The sequence below is a fragment of the Shewanella sp. 5S214 genome, assembly GCF_041439795.1.
Taxonomy (GTDB): domain Bacteria; phylum Pseudomonadota; class Gammaproteobacteria; order Enterobacterales; family Shewanellaceae; genus Shewanella; species Shewanella vesiculosa.
This window is the reverse complement of the sequence record NZ_JBGOOV010000023.1, coordinates 20,560-34,849: the sequence shown is the minus strand read 5'-3', so window position 1 is coordinate 34,849 and position 14,290 is coordinate 20,560. Positions and strand designations below refer to the sequence as shown.

Genomic DNA, 14,290 nt, shown 5'->3' with positions numbered 1-14,290 from the left:
GTGGGTTGTTGATTAATATTCTCTAGGGGTGAAGAAGGTATCTGTGGTTGCACCACCGCTGGTTGAGTAAGCGGCTCGACCGCGCTGACGGTATTCAGGCAGATGATCATCAAAGACCCTAATAGAGATAAAGCACGCCTCAGCCATAAAGGTTGTTGCCTATGAGATGATTGTGGCCGTGGGAGATGGAATAGTATTGAAGTCATATAAGTCTACATCTAGGTATCACTAACGATAGGTTATGGTAGCTGATGCTAACCTTGGCTGATACGAATTTGATAATGTTTCGTCCTTTTTGATGACATGCTTATCCCTTTAGTGTGATTATCATGTTTCTACAGCTGACCATAGGCTGGCTAGTTCGCAAGCAATATGGCATTAAAGTATTAATTATCGGCAAAAAAACACACTAAAACGGCTGCTAAGTAAGAAAAATCTTGCTCATCACCTTGTTAATCGGTAATTTCTATCAGCTTAAGAGGACGCCAATCTCAACTATCTGCCAAATATCAATGCTACAGTGCTGCAACAGCAGTATTTGATTGCATATTGTGTCTTAGCAAAAGCAGATTTGAGTTTGATAGACTGGCGATAATTTATCGTTAAACAGTATTGTTTTTACTGAGATGTTATTTTGTCAATATTATCGCAATCGCGTTGTAAGAAACATCATCAGTTGAGGTTGGTTATAAAAACGGCCTTTATGTCGAGGCAAACATAGCGTGTGCTTAAACATGCAACCTTATGATTGTTAAACAATTGAACAGCGTACTCACAATTACAATATATCGCTGTGATGTTTTTGAATTTGATCCCATTACTGATAAGCGTAATGGTCACCCATTTTAAGGAGGATGCCTTGCTGGATAAGCTAGGTGGTATTGCCCTAAATGCAGATGCTGTGTCTTGGTTGCTTAACCCGAAAGATTTTAAGCAAGCCTTGCTAACTAAAATCGCAGCGGCAACATCTTCAATTTACATCGCGGCATTATATGTTGAAGATGATGAAGCAGGTCGTGAAGTATTGCAGGCGTTATTAGACGTCAAAGCCCAAAATCCACAAATAGATATTAAGGTATTAGTTGATTACCACCGTGCACGCCGCGGCTTAATTGGTCAAAAGGGCGACAGTGGCAACTATATTTTATACCGTAAATTAATGGCTGAAGCGTCACACCCATTTGATATAGTGGGCGTGCCAGTAAAGTCGCGAGAATTTATGGGCGTGTTGCATCTTAAAGGTTTTATTATTGACGACGCCGTGATTTACAGTGGCGCGAGCATTAACAATATTTATTTACAGCAACAAGAAAAATACCGTTTCGATAGATATCATGTTATTGACTGTCCAGAGCTTGCTCGCAGCATGCGTGACATGATCAAACAAGATATCGTCAGTGATCCTGCTGTAAGCATATTAAGTCAATCTGGCGATATTGAAGAAAACCCTGAAAAGAACGACATCAAAAGTTTTAAACATCGTTTATCTCAGGTGCGCTATCAGTACAAGTCAACCACAGTCGGTAACCGTATTACACCGTTAGTTGGCCTTGGCAGAAAGAACAACCAATTAAACGACACTGTGATAAACCTGGTCGATTCCTCTACAAAAGAGCTGTTTATTTGTACCCCTTATTTCAATCCACCAACGATTTTGACTCGCGCATTAGCTAGACACCTGCGTGAAGGGAAGAAAATAGACATCGTTGTGGGTGATAAAACCGCCAATGACTTTTATATTCCACCGGATCAGGATTTTTCAACCATTGGTGCATTGCCTTACATGTATGAACAATCACTGCGTAAATTTGCCAAGAACCAGCAGTGGGCGATCGAGAATGGACAACTTAATATTCATTTATGGAAAGATGGGATTAACAGCTTTCATTTGAAAGGCATTAGTGCCGATAATCGCAAGCATCTGATCACCGGCTCTAACTTAAACCCGCGAGCTTGGGCGTTAGATTTAGAAAATGGTTTATTGTTGCATGATGAGTCGGGGAGTTGGAAAGAGTCGTTCATCAAAGAGCAGCACTATATTTTACTCCACACTGAACGATTATTTCATTATAGCCAAATTGATACCTTGCAGAAGTACCCAAAACCAGTGAAAAAAATTATGAATCGAATTCGCCGTTTAAAAGCAGACTTTTTATTGCGGCGTATCTTATAATTACCTCATCAGTGTCATATCCGTTCATCACCAAATTTGGTGATGAATTTTTTTCACCTCAGAGTTCTTTAATGTCAGAGTTATCAATAAAATCAATTAAACCGCCTATTCATGCAGTCCATCGCTTACATGAATACCGAAAGTCATTATCGACTAAGCCGTTTGGTGCCCGCGGTAAGAAGCTGATTAGGTGTAATCTTTGTCTCTTAGGTGAATTATTTTGTACCTGTGAACATCGGCAATATTTAACCACTAACGTTAGCTTTATGTTGGTGATGTATAACGACGAAGTCTTAAAGCCCACTAATAGCGGCAGGTTAATTGCAGATTTAATTCCAGATACCCATGCATTTTTATGGACTCGAACAGATACCGACTGCGCAATGTTAGCCTTACTCGATAATCCTCAATACCAACCCTTTTTAGTGTTTCCACAACAATATGTGCAGAGTGAGCAAATTATTGTTGAGCAAATAACCCCAGCCTTGCTAACTTCGGAGCAGGGGCAAGCTAAAATTCCTTTGTTGGTAATGCTTGATGGCAGTTGGCGCGAAGCAATCAAAATGTATCGTAAAAGCCCGTATTTACATCAAATGCCGGTATTATCATTTGCGCCAGAAACCTTAGCGACTTATGCACTACGTAAAGGCAGTCATGATTTTCAGTTAGGCACAGCTGAAGTTGCGGCGCTGGCATTAAGCGCTGCTCAAGAGCCTCAAAATGGTTTGGCACTATCGACCTGGTTTGATTTATTCGTAGAATCTTCATTGCTGGGGCGTAATCGCCGCGCAAAAGAAACCTTAACCCCAATTGCTGTGTATATTGATGCGTTCAAACTCGCATTAAAAGTCAGTCATGAGCACATAAAACGCAGTATTTAGGCGGCTTAATCGACGCCAAACGGTTGCATATTGTGACTAATTACGAGATGCTAACAGACGTTTATTACTTGAGATATATTGCTAACAAATGAGCGAAGCTAAGGCTTTACGCTAATGTCAGGTTTTCATTAAGGACTGTTTTATACGTTATGGAAGAGTTGATCAACAGTGCTAAAGCGCTAAATGCGAAGAAATTGGTTGTGTTGTGTCGTCTTGAACCGGGTTGTTTAGGCCCTGATGGCATCGATCATATTGACGCTTTTTGCCAAGTTGCAGAACGTGCATTAGTGAATTTTAATGCCGATATATGTCATTGGTGTCTTGCGCCTCGCTTAGATAAAAGTTTGATTGAAATACAATACAGCCTTGCAGGAAAAGTCTTATCTCGTGATAAAGCAATTAAGTTTATCAGCTCTTTTGAACAAGACCTTGATGTCATAGAAGAACGCTTTGAAGATAAACTGACTCAATTGATCAATCAGTATATCGCCCGTAAACGTTAGATTGAGCATGGCGTGCTTTAGCTTTTCCTCCATGCGACTGATGCTCGATCTCATATCGTTAACAGTTTAATCCTATGTTATTTGGGGTTAATAATAGGATTTATTATGACTCCCTTTATAGATTCAGCCGCCGCTGAAGCCAGCCCAACATCTTCCGAAACTCAGATATTGCACCAACAATTACAACAGCAATTTGGTTTTACTCAGTTCAGAGAAGGCCAACAGGCGGTTATCGAAACCATTTTAGCGGGCCATTCTGCGCTAGCCATATTTCCTACCGGTTCGGGTAAATCCTTGTGTTATCAATTTTGCGCTCAACAGTTACCTAAGCTGACTTTGGTTATTTCACCGTTATTAGCGTTAATGAAAGATCAATTGGCCTTTTTAGCGAGTAAAGGCATAGCTGCAGCGAGTATTGATTCAAGTTTAACTTATGATCAAACTCAGCAAGTGATGCGCGATATTCGTGAGCAACGTACGCGGATTTTGATGGTATCGGTTGAGCGTTTTAAAAATGAGCGCTTTAGGCAATTTCTCAAGTCGGTTCCCATTTCTTTGCTGGTGGTTGATGAGGCGCATTGTATTTCGGAGTGGGGACATAATTTTCGCCCCGATTATCTGAAAATCCCTCAGTACTGCCAAGAGTTTTCCATACCACAAAGTTTATTATTAACCGCGACAGCCACTGAACAAGTTAAATTAGATATGGCTAAGCGTTTTGGTTTGTCCGCGCAACACATAGTACAAACCGGGTTTTACCGAGCCAATTTAGATTTGGCAGTTGTTGCAGTGAGTCAGCAACAAAAACTTACTCAGCTTACACGTACCGTAAAAGACTATTCCGGTAGCGGTATTGTTTATGTCACCTTGCAGCAAACTGCTGAAGATGTAGCCCAGCACCTAATCGCTGAGGGTATCAATGCCGCGGCTTATCATGCTGGAATGGATCAAATACGACGTCAACAAATTCAACAGCAATTTATGGATAATCAAATCCAAGTAATTGTGGCAACCATTGCCTTTGGCATGGGCATTGATAAATCCGATATTCGTTTCGTTATCCATTTTGATTTGCCTAAATCGATTGAAAACTACAGTCAGGAAATTGGCCGAGCAGGGCGTGATGGTAAATTATCCCATTGTGTGACACTCGCTAACTTAGACGGCTTAAATACTGTTGAAAATTTCGTTTACGGTGATACTCCTGAACTTCAAAGCATTGGCCAGTTATTAGAGACTATTGCCTCAGAAACTGACAATGGTCGCTGGGAAGTACAAGAATACCCTTTATCAACCGCATGCAATATTCGCTCATTGCCGCTAAAAACTTTATTTGTCCAATTAGAGCTATTGGGCGTGATCCGTCCAAGTTATGCTTATTTTGCAGAATTTAAATACCGCTTTGTTGAAGAGCAGGAAGCCATTCTCAGCCGATTTAACCAACAACGTCAGCAGTTTCTTCGCCAAGTGTTTGCTCATACACAGTTTAAAAAGATTTGGGGACAGTTGGATTTTGATACTTTATATCAACAACATGGCTGTGAACGGCAGCGTATTGTGGCTGCACTAGATTATTTAGCAGAGCAAAATTTGATTATTCTTGAGACAAAAAAAATCACTCAAGTGTATGATGTACAAGAGCAGGCATTAGCGACACCGCAACAATTGCACCATTTGACTCAGCAACTGGGTCAATATTTTAGTGACAATGAACATAAAGAGATTGTGCGGATTGGTAAGCTAGTCGAATTTTTTGAACTTGATCGTTGTTTAAGTGCGAATTTAGCTCAATATTTTGATGACCACTCAGTGCCACAAAATTGCGGTCACTGCAGCGTTTGTCGTGGGCAAATTGCCATCTTATCCAAACAAGCTGTGGCTCCGTTACCAGACTCGGCCACAGTGACAACATTGCTTGAACCGTTAATCTCAGTGGCTCAAGCAAAATCGTTACCCACTCCAACCATTGCTACGCAAGCTAAATTCCTTGCTGGTATGATAATGCCAATGTTTAGTCGTTTGAAAGTTAAACAATTAGAGGGCTTTGGACGTTTTAGTGCTTATCGATATCAAGATATCCTGGATACTGTTAAGAAGGTAAATTCATGAAACCGGTTCCTAAAATATTGTTAGAGCGACACGGTGAGTTAATACAAAGTGAAGGTGTGACAGTCGTGTCCCATATTCAACGTCAAGTTGGAGACTGGGTGGTACAGACGTTAATGATTAAAGATTGTGATGTGCCATTTAAATACAAGCGACCTCAACGTTTCAAGAGCTTATTAGATCATAAAGTCAATTTGATTTATTACCCATCGAAAGAGGTCATTGGCGGCTTTGAAATTGAAATAATGCAAGTAGTAAGGGTGCGCCGTTACTAAAACCTATATTAAGCTCAGCTCACCAAGCTTTCGGTGTGCTGAGCGCAATATCAGACAGCTTGAGAACTTGAACCCCCCAGTATGTTTATCATCTCTATCTGCAGCGTTATTGGCTGCTTGAATGAGATGCCCCCCACAAAGTCAATCAATAGTCGATGATTAAAGACTCAAGAATTACTTAAGTCCTTTATACCAAGAGCTTACTGACCACTAAACACAAACTCGTTCGCGGTTTTCCATAATCTATAGCGTAATTCTGTTCCTTGCGGCAAATAAAACACCTTTGGTTGACGACTGTCATAGCTGAGTGTCAGGGCTTGATTGAGAACAATAAATTTGGCTTTTTTCGCTTCAGTACACATCATTCTGGTCGTCGGCCCCTGCATGACCTGATCGACTTGATAATAGACATATCCCCAACCAGGTAATGATAGGGTGTTAATATCGCCCATCAGTTGAGTTTTATTACAGTCAACGACTTTATTTTGGCCTATTTGCACTTCAAGCATGTAATCTTGTTCATTTGTCAGAGCAGGCAATGTCAGGATATGTTGCACCATTCCAGAAGTGGGTGCTGGATACATTTTTGTGGACTCTTGCGCTTGATAGTCACGGGTATCCATCACGCTGCTACTGATGTTTATGCCGTTTAAGTGATTGTTGTCAACTGGGTTGGTCGCACAAGAGCTAAATGATAATGCACTCGCTATGACAACGGTAAGTGTGAGGGATATTTTCTTTGCATAAGCAAATGTTTGCTGGTTCATCTTGTTTCCTTATGGAGTAAATATTGCCAATAATGACTGGCTGGTTGGCTTATCTATTTACATTAAACGTGCTGTAACTGAAAAAGGGTTAAATAAATAAAGATAATTTTCCCATGTTTAATGGTTAACATAACGAACAATAATTGAGTTTAGTTCATAAGTATGACATAACATACTGATAACCTTTAACACATTGTATTTATCAAAAAGGTATCGTCGTCGATGCATAATACCCAAAATCTTGAGCAAACTGCGCATATTCTGAATTTAGCGTTACCTAAAATGGCGTCTTTAGCTATTCCTGTAACGCCAGAAAATTATGCTATTTGGTTTGAATATTTTGCTGAGACGAACCTTAATTTAAAGCGCTCTATTGATGGCTTAATTGCTAATGGTGTTAAATTCACACCCGAAGTTAATTTAGGCTTATATAATCGCTTTATCGAAGAGCGCTCTCCAGAAATTATTGAAAATGTGCAAATTGAAACGCATATTTTGATCAATAGTTTGCTGAGTAAGATAGAGCAGCTTAATGAAGGTACAGAAAAATTCTCAAGTAATCTCAATCAGTACGGTGAAAAACTGCAAACCAACCCTAATGTCGATGATCTTAATCTTATTGTGATGAGTATAGCGGCTGAAGTTGAACAAGTCATTGCCAAAAACCGGCAAATGTCGGCGAGTCTAGAGTCGTTGTCGACAGAGATCCTTCATCTTAAAGATGAAATGGACAACTTAAGTAAAGTCGCCATGATGGATGAACTCACCTCATTAAAAAATCGCCGTTCATATGAGCTGTTTGCTGCAGAGCAGGTGACTAAGTTTGTTGATACTCAAACCGTATGCAGTCTGTTAATGATTGATATAGATGATTTTAAGCAATTTAATGACACCTTTGGTCATTTAATTGGCGATAAAGTGTTGGCCTATGTCGCTTTAGCAATGAAGAATACGGTTAAAGGTGACGATTTAGTCGCTCGGTATGGCGGTGAAGAGTTTGTCGTGATGTTACCTAATGCCAAACTTAATGATGCTGTGAAAGTCGCCGAAAAAATCCGCGAGCGAATTTCATTAAAGCAGCTTTCTATCGGTAAAGAGAAAAAACAAAATCTGGGCCATATTACCGTTTCTATTGGTGTGGCAACCATTAACACTGGCGATGATGTTGATACTTTATTATCGCGAGCAGATGAACAACTTTACAAGGCTAAAGCAGCAGGCAAAAATTGCGTTAAGTTCGGTTAATGCCAAACCGCTTTATTCTCGAATATATTTATTCCCTGATTTATGGCTATACGCTTTTAGCCTAGTACTCAAATTATCATGAATTACTTTAGGTTGTGTTTAGCTGCCGTTAATCATTACCCTTTAATCATTAGAATGTTATTTATCTTCAGCCTTAGTGCGTAAATCCATGTGCATTTTTATCAGGTGTTCTTCCATATCAAATGACACAGTAAATCCAAGTGATTTAGCCAAGTTGGCCATGTTACGGTTTTCAAACATGGTAAAGCCCATTAAGAAAGGCGTGTTATTGGTTTTGTAATAGGCAATCAGTTTTTCGAGTAATAACTTCCCTAAACCTATCCCTTGATAGTTACTGCGCACAGCCATTGCAAACTCAGCTTCGGTATTATCTGGGTCTATAGAGGCTCTGACGGCGCCTAAGGTGAGCTCTTCACCGTCTGCAGTCATTGTGGTTGCAATAAACGCCATTTCTCGCGAATAATCAATTTGAGTTAATACCGCCATCTCTTCGTGGGTCATGCGCGAGCGCACCCCAAAATAGCGTTTATATCTGTCTTCATCACTTAATGAATTATCAAACTCTAAATGCCTGGGTTCATCTTCTGGCAAAATAGGTCGCAACATGACGTGTAGACCATTTTTTAAGGTGGTGGTTTGTTCTAATTCCTTAGGGTAGGGCAAAATAGCTAATCTGTTAAGATTATCTTGTGGGGTGTCATGCAGACGGATATTGACGTCTAATAAGGTGATTCTTTCGCCCGCAGCCAACACGGGGTTTATATCGATTTCGGCGATTTCTGGACAATCTATAATTAAGTGTGAAATTTGAGTCAGCATCACACACAAGGCATTCATGTCTAGCCCTAGGGGTAAATGACGGTCACGCAATTTATGCGTTTTAAGTGCTTGAATGACCATATAGCGTGCCAACGCCATATTTAATGGTGGCAGTGCCACAGCAGCATCGCGAGTGGGATCCCATTCAGAACCACCTTCACCTAAACAGATCGCAGGGCCAAATACTGGGTCATTAATCACCGAGACTCTAATTTCTTGTGCGCCTGCCGTTAAGGCCATTTTTTGAATGATTAATCCGTCTATTTTGGCTGTAGGATTAATTTGATGAACCCGTTCAATAATAGAGTGGGCTGCATGGCTAACTTCTTCGTCTGAGGTTAAATTTAATACCACGCCATGTACATCTGATTTGTAAAGTATGTCGGGTGATTGCACTTTCAGCGCAACCGGATAACCTGCTTGATTCGCGACATTAACCGCTTCATCAACATCTTTTACAAACCAAGTTTCAATGGTGTTTAACCCGTAAGCCCTTAAAATATCAACCGCTTGATGAGTTTCCAGTACCGTTTGACCGTTTTCTAAGCTGCGTTGCAATAATGCCCGTGCTGCCTTGCTGTCAGTGGGGATGTTATCAGGTATTGATTGTGGTACTTCTTGGAGTAGCTTTTGGTTACGTCGAAACTCAACCATGTGCATAAAGGCTCTTACAGCACCTTCTGGGGTTCGATAGGTCGGAAGACCCGCCGTGGTAAAGCGTTTACGACCGAGGTAGGCTGAATCTTCACCGCTCCAATTGGTGAGCATATTAATTCGATGTCGGTTGGGATGTTGGTTAACCGTATCAATAATACTATTGGCAATTTCGACACTTTCACCCAATATAGACGGCGAATGCAGCACTAAAATAGTGTCAGTGTCGTTACTGCTCATAAGCACTTTTAATGTATCAGCGTAGCGTTGACTGTCGGCATCACCAATCATGTCAATAGGATTTTGTTTCGACCAGGTACTGGGTAAAATAGCGTTAAGTTGTGTGACTGTTTTTTCGGATAATTGAGCTAGTTTACCGCCTTTGATAATTAACTCATCCGCAGCCAGTACCGCAGGACCGCCGCCATTGCTCATTATCACTAAACGTTCCCCTTTAAGCGGAGTGGAATGCGCCAGACTTTCAACTGCAGCAAATAATTCAATGAGATCATTTACCCTAAGCATACCTGCACGTCTAAAAGCGGCTTCATAAACGGCATCATTGCCACCAATTCCGCCAGTATGCAGCATTGCCGCTTGAATGCCTTCTCGGCTGCGGCCTGATTTGATCACAAAGATAGGTTTGTTTCTTGAGGCCGCTCGGGCGGCAGACAAAAAATGGCGCTTTTCATTAATGGAATCAATGTACAACATAATAGCGCTGGTTTTACTGTCACGGCCTAAGTAATCGAGTAATTCATCAAAATCGATATCGGTGGCATCACCTAGTGAAATAAACGATGAAAAGCCAATTCCCTTGTTGTTCGCCCAATCAAGAACCGTGGTACAAATTGCAGCTGATTGCGATACAAAAGCAATTTTACCTATGTTAGCTCCTGCATGCGCTAAGCTGGCATTCAATCCCATTGGCGGTAATATCATCCCTAGGCTGTTAGGGCCTAACAAACGCATGCCGTAGCGTTTAGCATATTGCTTGGTAATTTCGAGTAAATTGTTACCTTGCTCGTCGGTTTGCGATGCCATCCCAGAGGCCATAATAATCGCCACTTTGCAGCCAAATTGAGCTAAGCGTTCGACAATACTGGGAACCTTTAGCGCATTGGTGCATATAATGGCTAAATCAGGTTTGATGGGTAAGGCTTCAATGTTCGGGTAAGCTAAGACTCCCATCACTGCGGTATATTTAGGTGTTACCGGCATAATTGGGCCCGAAAAACCACCCGAAAGTAGGTTCTTCATCACCGCTTTTCCTGCACGTTTATTGCCGTTAGATGCGCCGATAACCGCCACTGACGTGGGCTTAAATAGCGCATTAATGCTGCGTTGACTCATAGAATTTGACCTTAGCTGGCTGGCAATAAACACTGTGATTATGCTTAGATTAGCATAAACTTTTATCAAATAACGATAAACAATCTATTTTACTTGATGAGATATTTTATGAATAAAACCAATTACTCAGAAAGTTTTTTGACAATTAATTGTCACATCTTAAAATTGTATACTGGCTTACACTTTAGACTAAAAATCAATGTTGAATGAATAATAGACAAGGCTCTGTAATGCATCAAAGTAAAAGGGCCATTAAGGCCCTTTTTTATGGTTGATACTCATCATTGCAAGTCGAAGTTGCCCGTGACTAGTGTTGCTCGGTGACTGTTGTTGCAGACGAGGATTTAGGTGCATAAATATTGATAAGCTTGCGCATCATGTCTTTACCGTCTTCAATTGCAATGTATAAGCAAGGGATGAGACACAAGGTCACCACAGTTGCGAACAGTACCCCAAAGGCCAATGATACCGCCATTGGGATCACCATTTGAGCTTGCATACTGGTCTCGGCCATAATCGGTACTAAACCAATGAATGTAGTCAGCGAGGTTAGCATGATGGCTCTAAAGCGGCGGCAACCTGCATTTAAGACAGCCTCTTTTATTGGCACCCCTGATTTTCGCGAAGTATTGACATAATCGACCATCACTAACGAATCATTCACAACCACACCCGCAGCAGCGATAATACCAAACATCGATAGCACACTTAAATCGATACCCAGGATAATGTGTCCCATTACCGATCCAATGACACCAAACGGGATCACAGACATGATCATAATCGGTTGAATGTATGAGCGTAGTGGAATTGCCAATAAGCTATAAATCAGTAATAACGATAAAATAAAGTCACGCATTTGAGTATCTGCGCTGTCTAATTGCTCTTGAATACTACCTGATACTTCACTGTGCACCCGCGGATACTTAATTAGCAACTCTGGCATAAAGTTATCACGGATATCTTTAGCCAATTTAAAGGGTTCAGTTTGATCGGCATCCACACTGGCCCATACGTTAATCGTACGGTTTCCATTTTCACGGCGGATGCTGTTAACCCCTTGAACCACTTTAATGTCTGCCACTTCGGATAAAGGTAACTCTGTCCCTTGTGGAGTGTTAATCATCACATCTTGTACCAGTGCAATAGAATTTCGCTGTTCTTCTGGATAGCGAAGCATTACTTTAATTTCTTCACCATTTCGAATAATTCGCTGTGCTTCTAAACCGTAAAAACTGTTACCCACTTGCGAGGCAATATTGGCCAGTGTTAAGCCTAATGCATTGGCTAACGGTTTTAATTGGAATTGCACTTCTTTAACACTTGATTGGCGACTGTCATTAACGTCACTGACACCCTTAAGTGAATTAAGCTTTTGTTTAAGCTCTAGTGATGCAGCAACTAATTGGCTCTCATCTTTTCCCTCAAGTCTAAAGCTAATGTCGCCGTCTTCACGACCGCCACCCATTAAACTGTCTTGAATGCTAAATGATTTTACCCCAGGAATTTGCGGCATCGCTTTACGCCATAAATCAGCTAAAGCAAATGTATCCATTGGTCTGAGTGACGGATCGACTAGTTTAGTCATCACTTCTGCAGTCGTTTGATCTTTAAGATCAACCTGCATATCAGAAATCATTTTTTGGCCGTATTGTCGCTCTATTTTTTTATCGACATCGTATAAGGTTTGCTCAATCGCCAATGCCGCCGCAAGTGTCGACTTCTCTGAGGCATCTACGTTCATTTCAACTGTGACTCTAGGGAAGTCATGAGGTATTTTGGGTTGACCAATAAAGCGCACCAAACCACCCATATACAGACCAACACAGATCAGGATCAAGCTGATGAACAACATGATCACGGCATAGCGATACTGAACCGCTAATTCAAGCGAAGGGCGATACATAGAAGTAATGAATATATTCAAGCCACGATCAATTTTGCCTTGAATAAAATTGACCCCGTTACGCAACCAATCTAATGGATTTTTTGAACCGGGTTTAACGATTTTAGGTTTTTTCATGTGCGCCAAATGCGCGGGTAAAATCAGCTTTGATTCTATTAATGAAAACAACAAACATAAAATAACGATATAACCAATAGCCTGACCAAATGCTGATGACGGGCCATCGTCCATAGTGATGGGGAGGAAAGCAGCAATAGTCGTCAGTACCCCAAAGGTTGCTGGCATGGCAACTTTTTTGACCCCACGGATAACACTGTCGATACTTTGGCCGTGTTCTTCAGATTCGCTGTGGGCACTTTCGCCCATGACAATCGCATCGTCGACCACGATCCCCAGCACCAAGATAAACGCAAACAAGCTAATAACGTTGATGGTGACATCAATAAATGCCATTGGCATAAACAGTAGGGTACCTAAGAAGCATACTGGTAGTCCCATCATTACCCAAAATGCTAATCGCACCCTTAAGAATAGCGCTAGCATAATAAATACTAGTACGGCACCACTTTTCATACTGTCGAGCATCAGCTGTAAACGCCCATCTAAGTAGTAAGTCATGTCAACCCAAGGCTCAAGCTTAACTCCTTGGGGTAATATTTTTTGCTGTTTTTCGACAAAATTATTAATAGTTTTCGCTACATCGGTAATACTCTGATTTTTAGCCGCACCAATAAAGAAGGTAACCGAATTCTTGCCATTAAATTTTGAGTATTGAATACCTTCTTGAAAGCCATCATTGACGGTGGCGATATCACCCAATAAGATCTTAGTGCCATCATCTAATGTTAATAATGGTAGCTGTTCAAACTCATAACCTACATAGGCTTGGTTCTGGACTCGTAAATTAATGTAACCATTTTCTGCTTTAATTTGTCCTGCAGACATATTTCGTGAATAACCACGCACCGCACTAGCAACATCGTCAAAGGTTAAACCATATTCACGTAAGCGATCTTTGCTGACTTCAATACCGATTTCATATCCAAGACCGCTATAGTATTCGCTAATATTGACACCAGGCAGTTGCATTATCTCATCGTTAATTCGCTCGCCTAAATCTTTGAGCTGTATTTGGTCTAAATCGCCATACAGACTTAAATACATCACCTCTTGTCTGAATTTAATCCGTTCAACTTTAGGTGGTTCCATACCACCTGGAAAGGTTGAAATAGAGCCAATTTCGGCTTTAACTTCTTCAAGTACTACTTGAGGATCATATGATTCCTCAACTTGAAAATACCCTTGAGCCATATTACGGTTTGAATAGGTAATGACCCGTTTTAATCCTTGAACACTCTCTAAAGCTTGTTCAATTTTAATGGTAATGCCTTCTTCCACTTCTTGTGGTGCAGTGCCTGGGTAGACTGCGCTGAATTGGATCCAGTTAATTTCAACCGCTGGGAAGAATTGCTTGCGGATAGTATTAGCAGTCAACAGACCGCCGAGTAAAATAATGATCATCAGCAAGTTTGCCGCGACACTATTACGGGCAAACCAAGCGATGATTCCTTTATTCGTATCGTCCAT

General features: G+C 41.0%; 10 protein-coding genes. 6 read left to right on the top strand and 4 right to left on the bottom strand.

Translation table 11 applies throughout. The features are described 5' to 3' along the window. Positions 1–12: 12 nt before the first annotated feature. Positions 13–147: a hypothetical protein gene (locus ACED29_RS15175; RefSeq protein ID WP_371698008.1), complete on the bottom strand. Its 135-nt coding sequence runs from the start codon at positions 145–147 to the stop codon at positions 13–15. Between the two features lie 685 nt (positions 148–832). Between ACED29_RS15175 and pssA the strand changes: the two genes are divergently transcribed. From pssA to ACED29_RS15150, 5 genes are all read left to right on the top strand, one after another. Next, the gene (gene pssA, locus ACED29_RS15170; RefSeq protein WP_124014952.1) at positions 833–2,173 is read left to right on the top strand and encodes a CDP-diacylglycerol--serine O-phosphatidyltransferase; all 1,341 of its coding nucleotides are present in this window, start codon (positions 833–835) and stop codon (positions 2,171–2,173) included. A gap of 71 nt (positions 2,174–2,244) precedes the next feature. After that, on the top strand, positions 2,245–3,054 hold the full coding sequence (locus ACED29_RS15165; protein WP_371698007.1) for a tRNA-uridine aminocarboxypropyltransferase: 810 nt from the start codon (positions 2,245–2,247) through the stop codon (positions 3,052–3,054). A 149-nt stretch (positions 3,055–3,203) separates the two neighbouring features. After that, the gene (locus ACED29_RS15160) at positions 3,204–3,557 is read left to right on the top strand and encodes a hypothetical protein (RefSeq protein ID WP_124014950.1); all 354 of its coding nucleotides are present in this window, start codon (positions 3,204–3,206) and stop codon (positions 3,555–3,557) included. A 105-nt stretch (positions 3,558–3,662) separates the two neighbouring features. Continuing rightward, a complete protein-coding gene (locus tag ACED29_RS15155; protein ID WP_371698006.1) occupies positions 3,663–5,666 on the top strand; it encodes an ATP-dependent DNA helicase RecQ in 2,004 nt (667 codons plus the stop codon). Then, a complete protein-coding gene (locus tag ACED29_RS15150) occupies positions 5,663–5,938 on the top strand; it encodes a hypothetical protein (RefSeq protein WP_124014948.1) in 276 nt (91 codons plus the stop codon). The genes ACED29_RS15155 and ACED29_RS15150 overlap by 4 nt, the downstream gene beginning before the upstream one ends. A 200-nt stretch (positions 5,939–6,138) precedes the next feature. On the opposite strand, the gene eco is transcribed toward ACED29_RS15150, so the two are convergent. Further along, positions 6,139–6,705 carry a serine protease inhibitor ecotin gene (eco, locus tag ACED29_RS15145; RefSeq protein WP_371698005.1) on the bottom strand — a complete coding sequence of 189 codons (567 nt, stop codon included), beginning with the start codon at positions 6,703–6,705 and terminating at the stop codon, positions 6,139–6,141. 222 nt (positions 6,706–6,927) lie between these two features. Here eco and ACED29_RS15140 point away from each other — a divergent pair, with 222 nt between their 5' ends. Continuing rightward, positions 6,928–7,950: a GGDEF domain-containing protein gene (locus ACED29_RS15140; protein WP_182756432.1), complete on the top strand. Its 1,023-nt coding sequence runs from the start codon at positions 6,928–6,930 to the stop codon at positions 7,948–7,950. A gap of 138 nt (positions 7,951–8,088) precedes the next feature. On the opposite strand, the gene ACED29_RS15135 is transcribed toward ACED29_RS15140, so the two are convergent. Further along, positions 8,089–10,797: an acetate--CoA ligase family protein gene (locus ACED29_RS15135; RefSeq protein WP_347689881.1), complete on the bottom strand. Its 2,709-nt coding sequence runs from the start codon at positions 10,795–10,797 to the stop codon at positions 8,089–8,091. 307 nt (positions 10,798–11,104) lie between these two features. Then, the gene (locus tag ACED29_RS15130) at positions 11,105–14,290 is read right to left on the bottom strand and encodes an efflux RND transporter permease subunit (protein ID WP_182697418.1); all 3,186 of its coding nucleotides are present in this window, start codon (positions 14,288–14,290) and stop codon (positions 11,105–11,107) included.

What these genes read in the sequence shown, in the direction of transcription:
- ACED29_RS15175 (WP_371698008.1), bottom strand. Translation starts at nt 147, where the DNA reads ATGGCTGAGGCGTGCTTTATCTCTATTAGGGTCTTTGATGATCATCTG.
- pssA (WP_124014952.1), top strand. Translation starts at nt 833, where the DNA reads ATGGTCACCCATTTTAAGGAGGATGCCTTGCTGGATAAGCTAGGTGGT.
- ACED29_RS15165 (WP_371698007.1), top strand. Translation starts at nt 2,245, where the DNA reads ATGTCAGAGTTATCAATAAAATCAATTAAACCGCCTATTCATGCAGTC.
- ACED29_RS15160 (WP_124014950.1), top strand. Translation starts at nt 3,204, where the DNA reads ATGGAAGAGTTGATCAACAGTGCTAAAGCGCTAAATGCGAAGAAATTG.
- ACED29_RS15155 (WP_371698006.1), top strand. Translation starts at nt 3,663, where the DNA reads ATGACTCCCTTTATAGATTCAGCCGCCGCTGAAGCCAGCCCAACATCT.
- ACED29_RS15150 (WP_124014948.1), top strand. Translation starts at nt 5,663, where the DNA reads ATGAAACCGGTTCCTAAAATATTGTTAGAGCGACACGGTGAGTTAATA.
- eco (WP_371698005.1), bottom strand. Translation starts at nt 6,705, where the DNA reads ATGAACCAGCAAACATTTGCTTATGCAAAGAAAATATCCCTCACACTT.
- ACED29_RS15140 (WP_182756432.1), top strand. Translation starts at nt 6,928, where the DNA reads ATGCATAATACCCAAAATCTTGAGCAAACTGCGCATATTCTGAATTTA.
- ACED29_RS15135 (WP_347689881.1), bottom strand. Translation starts at nt 10,797, where the DNA reads ATGAGTCAACGCAGCATTAATGCGCTATTTAAGCCCACGTCAGTGGCG.
- ACED29_RS15130 (WP_182697418.1), bottom strand. Translation starts at nt 14,290, where the DNA reads ATGGACGATACGAATAAAGGAATCATCGCTTGGTTTGCCCGTAATAGT.